Source organism: Phenylobacterium sp. LjRoot219 (assembly GCF_964252995.1).
In the GTDB taxonomy this organism is placed as follows: Bacteria; Pseudomonadota; Alphaproteobacteria; order Caulobacterales; family Caulobacteraceae; genus Phenylobacterium.
Genome location: NZ_CAXUQI020000002.1, coordinates 1230467 through 1247331, shown reverse-complemented (window position 1 = coordinate 1247331; position 16865 = coordinate 1230467). Strand labels below are relative to the sequence as shown.

The following is a 16865-nucleotide window of genomic DNA, read 5'->3' as shown; positions in this document are numbered from 1 at the left end:
TGTCCGCACACCTGCCCGAAGAAACGCCGCCGCCGCGCCGAAGGTCCGCGCTGACGAGCGCTTGATCGGCCGCCGCCGCCGCCTCGTGCGAGCAAGGGAACCGAGGGGCCGCAGCGCGATTGCTGAAGTCTTGCGGAAGGCTTGTTTCGACAGCGGTTCAGCATGACGAATCCCCCGAAAGTCGGCGTCCTCACCTTCCATCGTTGCATCAACTACGGGTCCTACTGGCAGGCGCGGCGCCTGGTCGAGGGCTTGCGCCGGCGCGGCCTGGACGCGGTGCTGATGGATCATCAGTCCAGGCGGGTGGACCGGGCCGAGTGGAAATGCGCGCTGAGCCCGGCGCTGCCGACGCGCTCCCCACGCGCCGACCGGCCCGCCTACGCCGCGAAGGCGCGCAAGTTCTTCCACCGCTTCGCCGAGCTGCCGCTCTCGACGTCGTTCCGCCTGGAGGAGCCGTCGGAGACGGAGGCGTTCGACATCGTCGTCGTCGGCAGCGACGAGGTCTGGAATCTGCGCCATCCCTGGTACGCCGGCGCCAGCGTCTTCTTCGGCGACGGCCTGAAGGCCGGCCGGGTCATTTCCTACGCCGCGAGTTTCGGCGCCCACGACGCGACGGACCGCCTCGACGCCGTCTGGGCGGACAAGCTCAGGCGGTTCTCGGCCATCGCGGTGCGCGACGAGAACTCGCGGCGGCTGGTGCAGGACGCGCTGCAGATCGACCCGCCGCTGGTGCTTGACCCTTGCCTGCAGTTCGTCGACGCCGATCCGGCGTCACGTTCGGCCGCCGACGACCGGGCGGTGATCTATGGCCACAGCTTCGACGGCTGGTTCGCCGAGGCGGTGCGTCACGCCGCCGACCGTCACGGCTTACGGCTGCTCAGCATCGGCTATCGCAACGACTGGGCCGACGAGCAGTGGCTCGACGCCGGTCCCGACGAGTTCGCCCAGGCCATGGCCAACGCCCGGGCCGTGGTCACCAACTTCTTCCACGGCTGCGTCTTCGCCCTGATCAACGGCAAGCCGCTTATGACCACGCCCAGCGCCTACCGGCGCAACAAGGTGATCGCGCTCGTCGAGAACCTCGGCGCCGGCGAGCATCTGGTCGACGAAGTGACGCCGCCGGTCCGCTACGCCGAACTGCTGGCCCACCCGCCCAAGCCGGCGATCGGCGCCCGGCTCACAGCCCTTCGCCGGTCGTCTGAGGTCTATCTCGACCATGCACTCGCCCAGCCCTCTGCGACTTAGCCCTCGCGACGTGGTCCGCGCCGGCCTGTGCATCGGCTGCGGCGCCTGCATCGAGGGCTCCAACGGGGAGGGCCAAATGCGGCTCGACGCTTACGGCCAGCTGCGGCCTAGCGGACCGCGCGGCTGGTACGCCCGGCGCACCGAGGCCTTCGCCCGCACTTGTCCGTTCTCCGCGGCGGCGCTGAACGAGGACCTGCTCGCAGCTGCGCTCTTCCCCGCTGCGCCCCGACGCGATGCACGGATCGGTCGACACATCGCCGCCTATGTCGGCTGGGCTGCAGCCGGCGACTTCCGCGCCGCCGGCAGCTCGGGCGGGCTCGTCTCCTGGGCCGCCGCGGCGCTGCTGCAGGAGGGCCTGGTCGATGCGGTTGCCCACGTCGGCGGGACCGACGACGGCGCGGACAAGCTGTTCCGCTATCAGATCTCGCGGTCCGTCGACGAGGTCCGCCGCGCGGCGAAGTCGCGCTACTACCCGGTCGAGTTGTCCGGGGTGCTGCAGGAGATCCGCGCCGTTCCCGGCCGCTATGCGGTGATCGGCGTGCCCTGCTTCATCAAGGCGGTGCGGCTGGCCTGCGCCGAGGACCCGCTGCTGCGCGGCCGCGTCGCCTTCACCCTCGGCCTGTTCTGCGGGCACATGAAGAGCGCACGGATGGCTGAGAGCCACGCTTGGCAAATGGGCCTGCGCGCCGCCGACATCGCCAGCATCGACTTCCGCGCCAAGGATCCGGCGCGTCCCGCCAATTGGTACACCACCCGCATCGGCCTCAGGGACGGCGGCGAGCGACGACGCGACTGGTGGCATATGGCCGATGGCGATTGGGGCGCCGGCTTCTTCCAGGCGTCGGCCTGCGATGCTTGCGATGATGTGGTGGCGGAGACCGCCGACGTGTCGTTCGGCGACGCCTGGGTGGAGCCCTACGCCTCGGACGGCCGCGGGACCAATGTCGTCGTCGTCCGCTCACCGCAGATCGCCGAACTGCTGGAGCGCGCCGCAGCCGCGGCCGCGCTGGCGCTTTCACCCGTCGACGCCGAGTTCGTCGTCAGGACCCAGGCCGCGGGGTTCCGCCAGCGGCGCGAGGGACTTGCCCTGCGGCTCGCCCATTGGCGCGCGGCACCGCGCAAGCGGGTTGCGCCCGCCGCGCGCGGCGTGCCGCCAAGGCGCCAGGCGATCTACGGCCTGCGCTGCGCCATCGCGCGCTGGAGCCACCGGGTGTTCTGGCTCGCGCGCCGACTGCGCTGCCCCTGGCTCTACCTCAGCTGGGCGAGGGCGGCGCTCAGGACCTATCAGGCGTTGACCTATTCCCGCGGCCGGCTCGGCGCCGCCATAGACCGGCTAGCTAAGCCGGGCCAGGCCTAGGTCTGCAGTGCCGCTAGGGCTTCAGCAGCACCTTGATGCAGCCGTCCCGCTTGTCGCGGAACGTCCTGTACATCTCCGGCCCGCGGCCGAGCGGCTCGACGTGGGTGAGCGGCAGCTTCGAGTCGATCTGCCCCTCGTCGATCCGGCGCAGCAGGTCGTCGGTCCAACGCTTCACGTGGGTCTGACCGGTCTTGATGGTCAGGCCCTTGTTCATCATCGCCCCGACCGGGAAGGTGTTGACGGCGCCCCCATAGACGCCCGGGATCGAAACCGTGCCGGCCGACTTGCAGGCCAGGATCGCCTCGCGCAGGGCGACCGGCCGCTCCGTCTCCAGCTTGAGGGCCGTCTGCACGCGTTCCACGAGCTCCAGCACCGCGTTCGGCCCGTGGGCCTCGATGCCAACAGCGTCGATGCACTTCTCCGGTCCATGGCCGTGGGTCATGTCCTTCAGCGCCGCCAGCACATTGGCCTGGCTGCGGTCGAGGGTCTCGGCGCCGACGCGGCGGGCCTTGGCCAGCCGTTCCGGCACGTCGTCAATGGCGATTACCCGCTTAGCGCCCAGCACCCTGGCCGCATGGATTGCGAACAGCCCGACCGGGCCGCAGCCCCAGACCGCGACCGTGTCGTCGGGGCCGATGTCGGCCTGCGCCGCCGCCTGCCAGCCGGTCGGCAGGATGTCGGAGAGGAAGATGTAGCGCTCGTCTTCGCCTGCCTGCGGGATCTTGACCACGGTCGTCGCCGCAAACGGCACGCGCAGATACTCGGCCTGGCCGCCGGCGTAGGCGCCGGTCAGCGCCGAATAGCCGAACAGCCCGGCGGTGCTGTCGCCGAACATCGCCTTCGCCAGTTCGGCGTTGCGGTTGGTGCGCTGGCAGACCGAGTAGTTGCCCTTCAGGCACTGTTCGCACTCGCCGCAGATCATCTGGAATGGCACGACCACACGGTCGCCGACATTGAGGCCCTTGGCCTTGGCTTCCGTCCCGACCTCGACCACCTCGCCCATCGGCTCATGGCCCATGACGTCGCCCAGGCACATGGTCGGCACGAAGCCGTTCATCAGGTGCAGGTCCGACCCGCAGATGCAGGTCGAGGTGATGCGGACGATGGCGTCCTTCGGATCTTCGATGATCGGATCCGGGACCTCCTCGCAACGGATGTCCTTCTTGCCCTGCCAGCACAGCGCCTTCATCGATCGCGCTCCCACCTAGGCTGCATTGCGTTGCACCGCGCTCATCCGCGCGGCGGCGATGACGTCGAGCGCGGTGACGGCCAACACCAGGCCGAGCGCCACTCGCACGGTCCCGCGCTTCGGGTTGGTCCGGCTGTCGAGCGCCTTCAGCGCCAGTAGGTCGAAGGCGTCGCCGGCGACGCGCGCCCAGAGCACGCCGCTTTTGGTCGGATCGCCAGCCAGCGAATAGCCGCTCCACAGCTCGCGGGCGCCGAAGACCGCCTGCACCACCGGCGCCGGCGCCTGCAGCCCGAGCGTGCGCTTCACGTGGTGGGGAAAGAACATGCCCCAGACGCCCAGGCCAATGGCCGCCAGGCCGATGTTCATCGACAAAGTCGGGCTTACCGCCGGTGTCGCCCGCACCCGGTCGGTGAGAACGTGGAACGTCTTGCCGCCCATCGGCACGGTGAACCTGGGCGCGCGGACGAACCTCTGCCACGCGTCGTCCGCGACGCCGCGGACTTGCGAGAACGACTCGCGCATGTTCGCGGCCACGCCGCGTCGATAATCCGGTTTGGCTCTCGAGGGTTCGGCCAGGCTCATGTCCAAAGCTCCGTGCTTCCCAGTGGGTGCCGAAGCCAGCAAGCAGCCGTTAGGTTCCGCGTCTTTTCGTTTGTGAATTCAAAGCGCCGTCTGGAGGGTCGGATGACCGACGCTCACCGCGCGAGCCGCCTTTCGCCTCCCTGGAGGCTCTACTTGCCTCGCGCACGCTCCGCGCGCGCCGAACTTCGCCGGGGCCGTCTCCTTATCGTGGGCATGAGACGCGCGGGGGCGGCCAAGCTTCGCAAGCCGATGCCGAGGGCACTTGCGAGAGGCGCTTGGCCGGACGCGATCACGGTGCCGCCGCACGCTAGTCCCGCGCCTTCCCTGAGAGTCCCGCCTCCCTGGCGGCCTGCTCGGCGGCCTCCCTGAGGCGCGTTGCAGACTCTATGGCCGCAGCGGGGGTAAGCGAGGCCCTCAACCCATCCGGCCCTGAGATGACCACCTCTCCCTCCACGACGGTGACGCTGAATGGCTGGTCATATGCCTCTTGCATGCTGACGTTCCTGCGCGCGGTGCGGACCTAATGCAGCAAGATCAGCCGCCGTTCCCGTCTTAACCAAGCCTCTGCGGCGCGCAGTTTCGTAGGCGCACCAGGTCCGCAGCTCACCCGCCGCGGATCGGCCGATCGCGCCGAGATGGGAGATTTAGGCCGCCGGTCGAACAAGCACGAACGACCGAAGCAGAACCTCTACTGACGCGCAGCCGACGCGGCGGCCCACGAGCGATACGCTGGAACCCCGCCGCCCATGTGCTGAGCAAACCAGTCGATCAGGCGTTCGGGATGCAGCCCGAAGTGGTTGTAGGCGTAGAAGCGCTGGTTGGACTCCTCGATCCAGAGCAGCTCCTTCGTCTCCGCGCCCAGGGCGTCAAAGATCGCCTGGCCATCGCGCTCAGCGTGAATGAGGAAGTCGCGGCGAAGCTGCGCCATCAGGGTCGGCGCCTGCACATGAGCGGCGTAGGGCAGCGGCGTCTCCTCATCGAGCCGGAAGCCCGTGAGTTGGCGCAACCGTTCGTCCAGCCTCGTGACCGCCTTTTCCGGGTCCAGGTGAACCATCTCGGCGCCCTTCTCGATGAAGGTCCTGCCGGAAACCACGTTGAGCAGAACCAGGGCCCGGACGTGGCCGAACTCCTCCGGCCACTTAGCCATCGCGATGATGGTCGCGTTGCCGCCCATGCATCGGCTGTAGAGACCCGTCGTCATCGCGGCCAGATCGTGCCGCCTCATGGCGTAGCGGATCGAACCGACGACATCGCGACACTCGAGAAGTCCGAGGGCGCTGATGTTCTTGTTGCCATCGCCGCTGAGGCCGCAGTTCCTCAGGTCATAGGTCAGGATGTTGTAGCCGGCGTCATGCAGATGGCGGAGCTCCGGCAGGAAGTTGACCTCGAAGCCGCCGAACATGGTGTTCCAAGGCGGCAGATGACCTGGGAAACCGTAGCGATTGCAGGTCATCGGATGGTTGACGATCAGCAGCTTGTCCGAATCCGCCGGGATCAACCACGCTTCCAGGGGAACCCCGTCGGCCGACGGGAAGAACACGTCGTCGTACGCCAGGCCGAGGTCGCTAGGCCGCTTCAGCACCGGCGTTCGGGCGCCATGGGCAAACAGTTCGGCATACTGCTCGACCAGCGAGGCGAGCTTGTGGGTGGTCGAGCCCGCCGCCTGCTCGTCACCCAACCTATCGCTCAGCTTTGCATCGAGCTGGCCCAGGTTCTTCTCGACGACCGGCATCGAAGCTCTCCCTGAAAGGGTGGCGAGCGGCCCCACGCACGGAGGGCCAAAAGAGCCCGTCCGCGCCAACGGCCAGAAGCAGCCAGTTTGACTGCGATGTCAAAAAACCAAAGCCGAGACAAGGTTGCGAACCTCGCCATATCCCTGCGTCGCGCCGGACGGAGCTCACGTCCGAAGAGGCGGCTCGGAGGGGGCGAGGGATCGAACCGCCAGCCGGCTTCCCGCATTCGGCGAGGCTAATCCTCACCGATCCAGCCCGGGTCATGGTTCGGCCAAAGGCCGCATTCGGAGCCGCCGCGAACGTCGTGGAACGCCACCGCCCGGCGCGCGTATCCGCAGCTGGATCAAGGAGAAGAGACTCCAGTGACAACCGAAGTCCTCAGCCGCCCACGCGGCGAGCGGCCCGAGTCATGAAGGTCGCGCAGATCGCCCCGCTCTTCGAAGCCGTGCCCCCACGGCTTTACGGCGGCACCGAGCGCGTCGTGGCTGCGCTCTGCGACGCGCTGACGGCGCTGGGCCACGAGGTGACACTGTTCGCCAGCGCCGAGGCGCGGACCCGGGCCCGGCTGGTGCCGGTGCGCGATCAGGCGATCCGGCTCGATCCATCGCCGTTGAAGTCCGACCTCGCCGCCCACCTCGCGGAACTCGCGGAGGTACGCAGCCGCGCCGAGGCGTTCGACGTGATCCACTTTCACACGGACATGATCCACTTCCCGTTCTTCGAGACCATCGCGGAGCGGACCTTGACGACGCTGCACGGGCGTCTCGACATCAAGGACCTGGCGGCCATCTATGCCCGCTGGCGACGGTTCCCCCTGATCTCCATCAGCAACGCCCAACGCGCGCCCCTGCCCGCCGCGAACTGGGCGGGAACAGTATATCAGAACCACCCTCCCCGGCCTTTCCGAAGGTCCGCGCCGTCGACCGCTCGGGCACGCGGGTGACGTCCGAGTGCGCCACGTGGCGCACGACTAGCTGGCGTTAACCTCATTCACCTCCAGCTGCGCCCAGAACTTGGAGCGTGTCCCGAAACAGGAACTTCGTGGCGGCGACTGGCCCGCTCAAAACGACCCTAGCCGGAGATCCCAATGCCGGCCAGAATCGAGCAGCCGCAAAAGCGCGGGTTCAAGCTGGGGTACGAGACGGCAGTCTGACGCGGTCCGGCATTCGGACGCTCAGCTCCGGCCACCGACCGATTTCGCGGCCGCTGGTCTTTGGGCGGCCCATTCGAGAAGTGCGTCGAGAGCGGGACACATGGCCTTGCCCCAGTTCGTCAGGCTGTACTCCACCTTGGGCGGAACCTGGGGGTAGACGATGCGCTCTACGATGCCGTCGCGTTCCAGGTCCCTCAGTTGCTGAATCAGCATCTTCTGCGAGACGCCGGGGATCGCCCGCTCCAACTCCGAAAACCGCAGCACCTCGCGGTCGAAGAGATGGAAGATGATGACCATCTTCCAGCGCCCCTCCAGCATCCGGAAAGCCGCCTCAACACCGGTGGCGGCCATGTCGGGCGTCACGCCCTCTAACTTACCTGTAGGTGAGTACCCTACGTTTTTGTCGGTTCTTGCCATGTCAGGAGTATAGATCCACCTCGATGGCTTTCGCCACCCTGAGGGCCCAGCCATGACCGTCAAACTTCCCGAGCCCATCGCGAGCTACTTCGAGGCGTCCAACCGCGACGATCCCGAGGCTGTCGCTGCTTGCTTCGCCGAAGACGCTTCGGTCCGTGACGAGCAGCGGGATCATCACGGCCGCGAGGCCGTGCGCGCCTGGGCTTCAAAGGCGCGCCGGCAGTACCGGTTCCACGCCGAGCCCCGGAGCTTCGAGCCTTCCCCCGACGGCGGCACGGTGACGGCCCACGTGACCGGGGATTTCCCGGGCGGCCGCGCGGACCTCCGCTACCGGTTCCGGCTGGAGGCCGGCCAGGTGAGTGAGCTGGAGATCGCTCCACGGCCGCCGCAAGCGGAGTTCACCGGGCGTCGTGTACTCGTGACGGGCGGCACGCAAGGAATCGGCGCAGCGATCGCGCAGCGGCTGAGCGGCGCGGGTGCGACGGTCTTCCTGACCGCCCGCACCAGGCCGGACGGGCTCGAGCGGCCAGAGCTCTTTCATGCGGCGGACCTAACCGGCAGAGATGGGGTCATGGGCCTGGCCGAAGCCGTTCTAGCAAAGCTCGGCGGGGTCGACGTGGTGATCCACAACTTCGGCGGCTCGTCCGCACCAGGCGGCGGCTTCGCTGCGCTCAGCGAGGCCCATTGGGCGGAGGCGCTGAACATAAACCTGCTATCCGCCGTGCGCCTCGACCGGGCGCTGCTCCCCGCCATGATCGACCAGGGCTATGGCGTGGTGGTCCACGTCACGTCCATTCAGCGGAAACTGCCGCTCTACGAGTCCACCCTCGCGTACGCCGCCGCCAAGGCGGCGCTCAGCACCTACAGCAAGGCGCTCTCCAACGAACTCGGGCCCATGGGCGTCCGCGTCCTGAGCGTCGCGCCCGGCTTCACCGAGACCAGCTCCGCCACGCGGATGATCGAACGCCTGGCCCTCGCCGAGGGCAGCAACGTGGAAGCCGCACGCCAGGGACTGATGCGCGCCCTCGGCGGGATTCCGATCGGCAGGCCGAACTCCCCCGAGGAGGTCGCAGACTTCATCGCCTTTCTCGCCAGCGACCGCGCCGCCACGCTCCACGGAGCCGAGTTCGTCATTGACGGAGGCACGGTCCCGACGCTCTGAGCCGCGCCATAACGGGAACTGGACATTCGCTTTCAGGCGGCGGAGGTGATGCCGTTCGTGCTACGGAGAGCAGCGTGAGCCAATCACCTCTGCAACACACCCGCATCGCCGTTCCTGAGAGCCGCGAGCTGGACCTCTTCACTTCCATGCTGGAGAAGCTTGGCGCGCGCGTGGTGCGCTGTCCGCTCGTCGCGGTCCGGGACGTCGAGGATACGGGGGAGCTGCACGCCTGGATTGGCCGGCTATGCCAGGGCCAGCACGACAGCATCGTCTTTTATACCGGCGAAGGCGTCACCCGCATCTGGGCCGCGGTCGATCAGCTCGGCATGACGGCCCCCGCGTTCGAAGCTCTGAAGAAGGCGCGCAAGATCGCGAGAGGCCCGAAACCCATCGCCGCTCTTCGAAAGCTGGGCCTCGGCGTCGACCTGGTTGCGGAGAATCCCACGACCGCAGGCGTGCTGGCGCTTCTGTCCAGCCTCTCCCTTCAAGGAAGGCGGATCGGCGTACAGCTCTACCCGAATGCTGACGAAGCGGTGCTTCGGACCACGCTGGAACGGAGCGGCGCCACCCTCGATCCCGTCCTCCCCTACCAATATGTCTCGGACGAAGCCGACGAGCGGGTCGCCTTCGTGATCGAAGAGATGGCGGCCGGACGCGTCGATCTGATCGCCTTTACGTCGAGTCCTCAGGTGCGCCGTCTGACCGAGGTGGCGCAGCGACTAGGCGTGACGAAAGAGCTCGCCCAAGCGTTCGACAAGACCAAGATCGCAGCGGTCGGACCCTTGGCCGCGGACGCCGTCACCCAGGCCGGCGGGCGAACCGCGATCCAACCCCCAAATAACTTCCATCTGAAACCACTGGTCGCCGAGATCGTGCGAGCCCTGTCGTGACCCGGGCGGAGTTAGCTCGGCGCCAATAGCGGACACCGGCCCGCCCGCGGGAAGCAGACGTTCACCGACGACTTAGGACGGCGACGCGACAGGCTTGGCCTCCAAGCCGGCCGACAAGATTCGCCGATCCACCTCGCCTCGGCGCCAGCAACCCACGGAGCCGTCCACCAGATGTCGGATGTTCCGGGGGCCGTGCGTCTTACATCCAGGATCGGATGGAGGACCAGGACGATGATCACGGTATGGGGCGGGCAGACGTCGAGGTCGCTGCGGGTCGTTTGGCTGCTGGAGGAGATGGGTCTGCCTTACCGCCTGCGACAGGTGGACATGATCTCCGCGGAGAAGGATCCCGCTTGGCTCGCCGTCAATCCGGGCGACTTCCTTCCTGCGATCCAGGACGGCGACATCACCATGGTCGAGTCCGTGGCGATCCTGGAGTACCTGATGGGCCGCTACGGTCCCACGCCGCTGCAGCCGACGCCCGACGATCCGGCCTTCCCCGCCTACCAGCAGTTCCTCCACATGGGCGAAGCCGGCCTGGCGACCTTGATCATGGTCCCGCTAGTGAGCGGCTTCCTTACGCCCGAGGCGGAGCGGGACAACTGGGGCGCCCGCTGGGCGCGCGGGTGCGTCGAGCGTCGGCTGTTGCTCGTGCGGCGGCAGCTCGCCCGCGCGCCTTACATGGGTGGCGACCAGTTTACCGCCGCCGACATCTCGGTCAGCTTCGCGCTGAGGCTGGGCGCGAACCACGCCGGCTTCGAACTCGGAGACGCCGAACAGGCCTATCTCGCCCGCACCACAGCACGCGACGCGTACAAGCGTGCCTTCGACCGCTCGCACGAGGCGCTCTCGGCCTAGACAGCGTGTTCCCGTCTCCCTGGTCATGACCGTCCCGGCGCCAGGAGCGGAACCTGGATCGCTTCCCGGAACAGGAACTTCCCTGCCCGCCCGAACGGCCAGACCATGCGTTCGCCTAGTGGCGGAACCTTCATCGCAACCTTCCCTCCCTCCAAGGGAGAACGAGATGACTGACAACAAGCAGCACGTCGGCGAGCCCGACCGCAGCCGGGTGTCCAGTTCGGAAGATCACGAGCTCCGCCACTTCGCCAAGAAGCACCACATCAGCCTGCTGGAGGCTCGCGACCTGATCGCCAAGCACGGCAACAATCGCAAGGCGCTAGCCGCCGCAGCGGAGCGGCTGAGGTGCCACTAGCCACCGCAGCGCTTGGCACGGATTCGCGGCCGTGCCGGGCCGCTTCCCGCCCTCCCGGCACTACCGAACTTGGTGGATCAGGCTGGGAAACCCTGGCGGGCCCGCTCCAGAAGTTGGCTGGGCTTCCCTGCGGCGTGCCTGCCGGCGAGATAGCCGTGCGTCATGCCGCGCGCGTTCGACATGCCGCTTTGCATCAAGGCGCCGTTGTCGAGCCGGGCCATGGAGTTGCCCGCGACGTATAGCCCCGCGATGGGCGCGCCGTCCCAACCCATCACCCGGCAGTGCGCATCGCCCATGAGACCGGTCGAGGCGATCGCTGAGGAGGCCAGGCGCTTGAGTTCAACGGCATAGAACGGCGCCTTGACCAAAGGCCCGAGGTTCGGGTTGGGCGTGTGATAGCGATCTCCGCACATCCAGGCTCCCCAGGGCGAGGTTCCGCGCCCGAACTCCGGGTCCTCGCCGCGGTCGCTGAGGCGGTTGAAGGCCTCGATCGTGGCCTGGAGGCCCGGCGCATGGACGCCGATCTCGCTGGCCAGTTCGGCGATACTGTTCGCCTGCGCGCCCACGCCCTCAGGCAAGGGCTGTCCCGGCATGATCGAGGCCAGTGGATATTTTTCCCGCGCCTGGCTGTCCAGGATCAGCCAGCAGGGGAAGTTGGGGTGCGTCTGGGTCGCCCCGTCGATAGCGTCGACCGCGTAGAAGATGGAGCGATAGAACGCCTCGTTGGCGAAACGCTTCCCTGCGCGATTGACGATGATCGAGTGCGGCAGACCCATGTAAGCCATGGTGTTGCGCCACAGTGGCGCGACGCCCTCGAGTTCCTCGCCGGGGATGTGGAAACCCAGCATGGTCACGTCGGGCACGCGGGCGATCCGCGCACCGAACGGCCCAGCCAATCGGAAATGGGATCCGTCGATCTCGGGCATCACGACGGACTCGACGTCGAGCTGCTGTCCCAAGGTCTTGGCGAAGTCCGGATTTCGCTCGTAGCTGCTGACGGCCAGCACGACGCCGCGATTGGCCTTCACGAACAGGTTCTGGCCGTCGCGCGTGGCCCGCACCCCCAGCACGCGCTCGCCGTCGCTGATCAGCTCCTCGACCGTCACCCCAGTGTGCATCGGGATCTCGCGGTCCAGCGCGCCTTTGACGAAATAAGCGATCAGCCCCGGCCCAAGGCAGCGCTCGTCCTTGACGAGGCGGTCGCCCATCCTCGTGAAGTCCCAGCGGGCGATGTGCGCCGCCCCGCCGTTCTCGAAGATGTCCTCGTGCGTGAGGCCGTAGAGCACGTGCGGCGAGACCCGGGTCCGGGTCCGCCAATCACCCAACTGCTCGGCCGCGAAGGGCTCCACCTCCAACAGGCGGCCTTCGGCGACGCCGTCATTCGAGTAGCCGTAGTAGTAGTCCGGACAGTTGCGGATCACGCGCATCTGCAGGCCGATATGCTGCTCGAAATAGTCCAGCACCACAGGCGCGTGCACGGCTTGGTTCAAAACCGCCGTGTCGTCGGCGTAGCCCATCGACAGCTGGTTCACATAACGCACGCCGCTCTCGACAGAGTCCTCGATCCCCAACGCACGAGCATGCCGGTTGCCTGGAACCCAGACCTCGCCGAGGGAGTAGGCGGTGACGCCGCCTACCTGCTCGGCCCGCTCCAAGACCAGGGATGTCGCACCATGGTCATGGCTGGTGATCGCCGCTGCCAGGCCGCCGATCCCTGAGCCCACCGCGACCACGTCGGCCTCGAGATCCCAGCGCGCCGGAAGGTTCCGGATCATGCTTAGCTCCCTTGCTGCGCGCATCTGCTGGCGCGCCTGCAAGGCTTATTCAGCGGCCGAACGGCGTCGGAGTCTAATGCCGTTTCGTCGCCCGGCTTCAGGCCCGAGGCGCGCCAGGAGCCGAACTCGGATCGCTTCCAGGAAGCCGAACTTCGCGCCGTTGACGATCGCTCCGAACGACCCAAATCAGCCCATTTCGTCAGAGCTACTACCAAGGCGCAGGGACGATCCTTGGCGCCATCTTCGGAGCGTCGCTCGTCAGCTTCACGCGCCCGCGATAAGGATGGAGGACAACGTCGCAAGCTTCAGCATGGCCTAGCGATCCTCGGGAAGAATGCTCCCTTCCAGGGCCGCCAACAGTTCGGTCTTGTCGTCCGGCGACAGATTGCCGACGTCGAGCACGCGACGCGGGTCCTGGGTCCGGCTCCTGAGCGCCTCGAACGCTTCGTAGGTCATCATGACGAACCTCGGCTTGTTGCGTTCGGTGATCGTGATCGGCGCGCGCGCAGCAGCGTGGCGGACGTCGGTTGAATTCCGAGCGAGATCGCTGAATTTGAACTCTTGCACGGTGCACATCCTTCGATGTGAGGGAGATACATTATCTGGCAAAAGCGCGAATGCTGAAGTGGCGCAATTTGCGTCAACTGGCGAGCGGGTGGCGCAACAAGGGCGTGTAGAGACCGACTAATTGGGTCTGAGCCGGCGTCCCGTTCCCATGGACGGCGAACCGGCCGCGGCACAGGAGCGGAAGCTACACGGCCACCCAGAATGAGAACTTCGCCGCGGCCGTCCCGGCCGCTCGCCTAGGTGAAGCTGTGATCACCAGCCGCTCACAAATCGACCTGTTCAGCCAACGCGAGGACGTCGTCCACTTCGATGCCGAGATAGCGGACCGTGCTCTCAATTTTCGTGTGGCCGAGGAGCAGCTGGCACGCTCGCAAAGATCCCTCACGCGCTTTTCCTGTTTGAGCTGGTGTCGGATCGCCCAGACGTGCTTCGGCTTAAGCCGCGGCTTCGGACCAACCATGTGCCCGCAATTCCAGGCACGGAGCGGGTCGCGGAAAAGATCAAGTTAGGCGGCCATGGCTCACCTGTCCGGAGGTCCCCGGGATGCTCGGCGAACCGAGGCGCATCGGCTGCCGTCAAAGCGGCGCGCCAGGGGCCGAACTCCGGGCCACGCCAGAAACGCGACGCTCGGATCTCGCCGCGCGAGGTTAATGTATTGCAGTTTGCGCTACACGCGGCTATCTTCTGATCCGGAGGTAAAGTGATGGCAACGCCGCTTTCCATGCGCCTGCCTGAGCAGGATTTGGCGATCATCGACCGAGCGGCTGGGCTACGCGGCCGCACGCGGACCGATTTTGTCCGCGAAGCCGCAGTTAGGGCCGCGGAAGAGGTGCTGCTCGAGCAGTCAGTCGTTCGGCTCGATCCTGCCGACTTCGAGGCTTTCAAAGCCGCGCTCGATGCGCCACCCGCGGCCGTGCCGGAGATCGTGGAGTTGCTGAAACGCCGAGCGCCTTGGGAACAGTAGTTGCCGACCTCCGCGCCTGAGGTCCTCACCGAGGAGCATGACCTCGCCAGCTTCGACTGCGGCAAGCCGGCGCTGAACGCGTGGCTCAAGACCCGCGCCCTTGGCAACCAACGGAATGGTTTCACCGTGGTTGTGGTGGTTCACGACAAAGGTCGGGTCGTCGGCTACTACGGCCTCTCTCCGACCGCCATCGAACCCGCTGTCCTGCCGAGAAAAATTCGCACCGGGCAACCGCCAAATCCGATCCCATGCCTGCTCCTTGGTCAGCTCGCCATGGATCTGGCCTACGCCGGTCGCGGAGTCGGCACAGCGCTTCTTGGCCATGCTCTCGAGCGAGCGGTGCTCGGCGCACGTCTCACCGGCGGCCGCGCCCTGTTGGTCAGGGCGATCGATGAGGATGCAATTGGCTTCTGGAGCCGCCGCGGCTTCGTCTCCTCGCCAGCCGATCCGTATCTGCTGTTCCGGTCCCTTCCCGATATCGCAGCATCGCTGAGGGCCGCAGGTCGGCTTTGAACCGACTTCACGCCATCCGGGCCGCGGCACAAGGCCGCCGTAGGCGAGCTTCAGAGGTCAAGCTGGGCTGAAAGCGCGATCGCGTCATCGATCTCGACGCCGAGATATCGGACCGTGCTCTCGATCTTCTTGTGGCCGAGAAGGAGCTGACAGGCCCGAAGATTGCCGGTTTGCCTGTAGATCAGCGCGACCTTCGTTCGTCGGAGACTGTGCGTTCCGTAGGCCTTTGGATCGAGCTCGATCGCGCTTAGCCACTCGCAGAGCAGCTTGCGGTACTGCCCAGTCGAGATGTGATCACCCGGCCGCCGCGAATTCGGAAAGAGCCAATCGTCCGACCGCTGCCCGCGCTCAGCGAGCCAGGCGGTCAGCGCGCCTCGCGTCGACTCGGTGATCTCGAAAGGGACAGGTTGACCGGTCTTGTGCTGTACGACGGCGGCACGGTCGCGCGGCGATCCGCCCGGGGCGACGTCGCTGACCTTCAGCTTCACCAGATCACACCCGCGGAGCTTAGCATCAATTGCACAGTTGAAGAGCGCCAGATCGCGGGCCCGCCGCATCGCCTTGAGATGATAGCGAATGCCCCAGACGTGCATCGGCTTTAGCGGCGGCTTGGCGCCCATGCACCGCCCGACGTTCCATCGGGGGGGCAGAACGCGGAGAAATTCGAGTTGAGCCATTGCCCACCTCACAGATCCGCTTGGATTGCGAGCGCGAGGGCGTCGTCAACATCGATCCCGAGATAACGCACCGTGCTCTCGATTTTCCGGTGCCCGAGAAGTAGCTGACAGGCTCGCAGGTTGCCGGTCTGCTTGTACAGCAGCGCGACCTTCGTTCGCCGCAGGCTGTGTGTGCCAAACGCCTTCGGCTCGAGGCCAATGGCGCTAACCCACTGATCGACCAGTCGGCTGTACTGGCGCGTGGTGATGTGATCCCCGCGGCGGCTGCGGCTCGGAAAGAGCCAGTCGTCCCCGCGCCTTCCGCGCTTGGCGATCCAGGCCACAAGCGCATCCCGCGTTGGTTCGGTGATCTCAAAGGGAACAGGGCGACCAGTCTTTTGCTGGATCACGACTGCGCGGTCGCGGAAAGAGCCGCCAGGCATGACGTCGCTGACCCGGAGCCTTACCAGATCGCTGGCACGCAGCTTCGCGTCGATCGCGCAGTTGAAGAGCGCCAGGTCGCGCACCCGCCGCTCTGTCTTCAGGTGATGCCGAATGGCCCAGATGTGCTTCGGCTTAAACGGCGGCTTGGCGCCGACAATCCGCCCCATGTTCCAGGGCGACGGCGGGACGCGGAAAAGGTCGAGTTGAGCCATGGCCCACCTCCAGGTGAAGCCCAGCCCTCGCCCATTTTACCACGACAGAAACGTCCCCAGGGCGGGGCGCCAGATGCGGAACTTCGAGCGCGCCCCGGAACAGGAACTTCGCGGCGCCGAGCGTACCGCTTCAAATCGACCGATGCCGTTGAAAAAGGCGGCTGATCTTTCGGCCGCCGGGTAGCGACGAACCTCGCCCGGAGCTCAGGCTGGGCAGGCCTGAGCCCGGGCCGGGATCCGTTTGGCGAGTTTCCGCAGGTTCTGGGCCGTGGCGGCGAGGAGGAACTCGTCTCGGGCGCCGCAGGGGCGGCGCAGGCGCAGCCGGTCGAGCCCGACGATGCGCTTGAGGTGGGCGAAGTCTCGACCTTCTTCCGCTCGCGCCGGGAGGTGACGCAGGCGTCGGTGTTGGCGATGTCGCGCGCCATGTCGCGCGCGCCCTCGTGGATGGAGCGGGTCACCTTGCGGGCCGGCCGGCCGGGGCAGCAGATCGGCTTCAGGGTGCAGGGCTCGCAGTCGTGGAGGGCGACCCGGCGAACCGGAGCGCCGGGACCTCCGACGCTCCGTCGGGGTCCAGGTCCGCGAGCAGCGCCCAGGCAAAGCGTCGGGCCTCGCTGGCGGGGACGTCTCCAGCCCCTGATGCGCCAGCTTCGTCATGCCGTGAGGGTGCGCCGTTCGAGGTGGCGGCCAGTGGGGCGAATCGCCTCAGAGCGCGGGGCGCATTTCTCAATTCGCGAGAATCGTCCTGGCTCTCCACCCAACCAACCCTCGACGCCTCAGCCGCACGCCATTCGGT

The 16865-nt window shown here is 67.0% G+C and carries 16 protein-coding genes and 3 pseudogenes; 9 read left to right on the top strand and 10 right to left on the bottom strand.

Features of this window, described 5'->3' with window-relative positions:
- Positions 1-162: 162 nt before the first annotated feature.
- Complete coding sequence (locus ACSQ14_RS23760; RefSeq protein WP_436017181.1) at positions 163-1245, top strand: polysaccharide pyruvyl transferase family protein; 1083 nt, start codon at positions 163-165, stop codon at positions 1243-1245.
- A 76-nt stretch (positions 1246-1321) separates the two neighbouring features.
- Entirely contained in the window at positions 1322-2602 is a 1281-nt protein-coding gene (locus ACSQ14_RS23755; protein WP_436017179.1) for a Coenzyme F420 hydrogenase/dehydrogenase, beta subunit C-terminal domain, read from the top strand.
- A gap of 13 nt (positions 2603-2615) precedes the next feature.
- Here the strand turns inward: ACSQ14_RS23755 and ACSQ14_RS23750 are convergent, their stop codons facing one another.
- From ACSQ14_RS23750 to ACSQ14_RS23740, 3 genes are all read right to left on the bottom strand, one after another.
- On the bottom strand, positions 2616-3791 hold the full coding sequence (locus ACSQ14_RS23750) for a zinc-dependent alcohol dehydrogenase (protein ID WP_436017177.1): 1176 nt from the start codon (positions 3789-3791) through the stop codon (positions 2616-2618).
- 15 nt (positions 3792-3806) lie between these two features.
- Complete coding sequence (locus ACSQ14_RS23745; protein WP_436017175.1) at positions 3807-4373, bottom strand: hypothetical protein; 567 nt, start codon at positions 4371-4373, stop codon at positions 3807-3809.
- Between the two features lie 688 nt (positions 4374-5061).
- Positions 5062-6105, bottom strand: coding sequence for an alpha/beta hydrolase family protein (locus tag ACSQ14_RS23740; protein ID WP_436017173.1), 1044 nt, complete (start codon positions 6103-6105; stop codon positions 5062-5064).
- A gap of 410 nt (positions 6106-6515) precedes the next feature.
- Between ACSQ14_RS23740 and ACSQ14_RS23735 the strand changes: the two are divergent.
- Positions 6516-7028 (top strand): annotated as a pseudogene (locus ACSQ14_RS23735) (glycosyltransferase); the annotation flags it as partial.
- A gap of 252 nt (positions 7029-7280) precedes the next feature.
- Here ACSQ14_RS23735 and ACSQ14_RS23730 read toward each other — a convergent pair.
- A complete protein-coding gene (locus ACSQ14_RS23730; RefSeq protein ID WP_436017171.1) occupies positions 7281-7610 on the bottom strand; it encodes a winged helix-turn-helix transcriptional regulator in 330 nt (109 codons plus the stop codon).
- Positions 7611-7728: 118 nt separating this feature from the next.
- Here ACSQ14_RS23730 and ACSQ14_RS23725 point away from each other — a divergent pair, with 118 nt between their 5' ends.
- The 4 genes from ACSQ14_RS23725 to ACSQ14_RS23710 all read left to right on the top strand — a co-directional run bounded on the left by ACSQ14_RS23725 (position 7729) and on the right by ACSQ14_RS23710 (position 10941).
- A complete protein-coding gene (locus tag ACSQ14_RS23725) occupies positions 7729-8838 on the top strand; it encodes an oxidoreductase (RefSeq protein WP_436017169.1) in 1110 nt (369 codons plus the stop codon).
- Between the two features lie 74 nt (positions 8839-8912).
- Entirely contained in the window at positions 8913-9728 is an 816-nt protein-coding gene (locus ACSQ14_RS23720) for a uroporphyrinogen-III synthase (RefSeq protein WP_436017167.1), read from the top strand.
- Positions 9729-9959: 231 nt separating this feature from the next.
- On the top strand, positions 9960-10586 hold the full coding sequence (locus ACSQ14_RS23715) for a glutathione S-transferase family protein (protein ID WP_436017165.1): 627 nt from the start codon (positions 9960-9962) through the stop codon (positions 10584-10586).
- A gap of 166 nt (positions 10587-10752) precedes the next feature.
- Positions 10753-10941 (top strand): DUF3606 domain-containing protein, encoded by a 189-nt coding sequence (locus ACSQ14_RS23710; RefSeq protein WP_436017163.1) that lies wholly within the window; start codon positions 10753-10755, stop codon positions 10939-10941.
- Between the two features lie 77 nt (positions 10942-11018).
- On the opposite strand, the gene ACSQ14_RS23705 is transcribed toward ACSQ14_RS23710, so the two are convergent.
- The 3 genes and pseudogenes from ACSQ14_RS23705 to ACSQ14_RS23695 form a co-directional block, all read right to left on the bottom strand.
- Complete coding sequence (locus tag ACSQ14_RS23705) at positions 11019-12716, bottom strand: FAD-binding protein (protein WP_436017161.1); 1698 nt, start codon at positions 12714-12716, stop codon at positions 11019-11021.
- A gap of 315 nt (positions 12717-13031) precedes the next feature.
- Positions 13032-13283, bottom strand: coding sequence for a type II toxin-antitoxin system prevent-host-death family antitoxin (locus ACSQ14_RS23700; protein ID WP_436017159.1), 252 nt, complete (start codon positions 13281-13283; stop codon positions 13032-13034).
- Between the two features lie 263 nt (positions 13284-13546).
- Positions 13547-13669: pseudogene (locus tag ACSQ14_RS23695) on the bottom strand (integrase); the annotation flags it as partial.
- Between the two features lie 317 nt (positions 13670-13986).
- Between ACSQ14_RS23695 and ACSQ14_RS23690 the strand changes: the two are divergent.
- The gene (locus ACSQ14_RS23690) at positions 13987-14247 is read left to right on the top strand and encodes a DUF1778 domain-containing protein (RefSeq protein WP_436017157.1); all 261 of its coding nucleotides are present in this window, start codon (positions 13987-13989) and stop codon (positions 14245-14247) included.
- Positions 14248-14760: a GNAT family N-acetyltransferase gene (locus ACSQ14_RS23685; protein WP_436017155.1), complete on the top strand. Its 513-nt coding sequence runs from the start codon at positions 14248-14250 to the stop codon at positions 14758-14760.
- Between the two features lie 50 nt (positions 14761-14810).
- On the opposite strand, the gene ACSQ14_RS23680 is transcribed toward ACSQ14_RS23685, so the two are convergent.
- The 3 genes and pseudogenes from ACSQ14_RS23680 to ACSQ14_RS23670 all read right to left on the bottom strand — a co-directional run.
- The gene (locus ACSQ14_RS23680; RefSeq protein ID WP_436017153.1) at positions 14811-15380 is read right to left on the bottom strand and encodes a tyrosine-type recombinase/integrase; all 570 of its coding nucleotides are present in this window, start codon (positions 15378-15380) and stop codon (positions 14811-14813) included.
- A gap of 65 nt (positions 15381-15445) precedes the next feature.
- A complete protein-coding gene (locus tag ACSQ14_RS23675; protein ID WP_436017151.1) occupies positions 15446-16072 on the bottom strand; it encodes a tyrosine-type recombinase/integrase in 627 nt (208 codons plus the stop codon).
- A 204-nt stretch (positions 16073-16276) separates the two neighbouring features.
- A pseudogene (locus ACSQ14_RS23670) lies at positions 16277-16587 on the bottom strand (transposase); the annotation flags it as partial.
- Positions 16588-16865 lie beyond the last annotated feature (278 nt).

Coding starts and splice junctions, on each gene's coding strand:
- ACSQ14_RS23760 (WP_436017181.1), top strand. CDS start 163: ATGACGAATCCCCCGAAAGTCGGCGTCCTCACCTTCCATCGTTGCATC.
- ACSQ14_RS23755 (WP_436017179.1), top strand. CDS start 1,322: ATGCGGCTCGACGCTTACGGCCAGCTGCGGCCTAGCGGACCGCGCGGC.
- ACSQ14_RS23750 (WP_436017177.1), bottom strand. CDS start 3,791: ATGAAGGCGCTGTGCTGGCAGGGCAAGAAGGACATCCGTTGCGAGGAG.
- ACSQ14_RS23745 (WP_436017175.1), bottom strand. CDS start 4,373: ATGAGCCTGGCCGAACCCTCGAGAGCCAAACCGGATTATCGACGCGGC.
- ACSQ14_RS23740 (WP_436017173.1), bottom strand. CDS start 6,105: ATGCCGGTCGTCGAGAAGAACCTGGGCCAGCTCGATGCAAAGCTGAGC.
- ACSQ14_RS23730 (WP_436017171.1), bottom strand. CDS start 7,610: ATGGCCGCCACCGGTGTTGAGGCGGCTTTCCGGATGCTGGAGGGGCGC.
- ACSQ14_RS23725 (WP_436017169.1), top strand. CDS start 7,729: ATGACCGTCAAACTTCCCGAGCCCATCGCGAGCTACTTCGAGGCGTCC.
- ACSQ14_RS23715 (WP_436017165.1), top strand. CDS start 9,960: ATGATCACGGTATGGGGCGGGCAGACGTCGAGGTCGCTGCGGGTCGTT.
- ACSQ14_RS23710 (WP_436017163.1), top strand. CDS start 10,753: ATGACTGACAACAAGCAGCACGTCGGCGAGCCCGACCGCAGCCGGGTG.
- ACSQ14_RS23705 (WP_436017161.1), bottom strand. CDS start 12,716: ATGATCCGGAACCTTCCGGCGCGCTGGGATCTCGAGGCCGACGTGGTC.
- ACSQ14_RS23690 (WP_436017157.1), top strand. CDS start 13,987: ATGGCAACGCCGCTTTCCATGCGCCTGCCTGAGCAGGATTTGGCGATC.
- ACSQ14_RS23680 (WP_436017153.1), bottom strand. CDS start 15,380: ATGGGCGCCAAGCCGCCGCTAAAGCCGATGCACGTCTGGGGCATTCGC.
- ACSQ14_RS23675 (WP_436017151.1), bottom strand. CDS start 16,072: ATGGCTCAACTCGACCTTTTCCGCGTCCCGCCGTCGCCCTGGAACATG.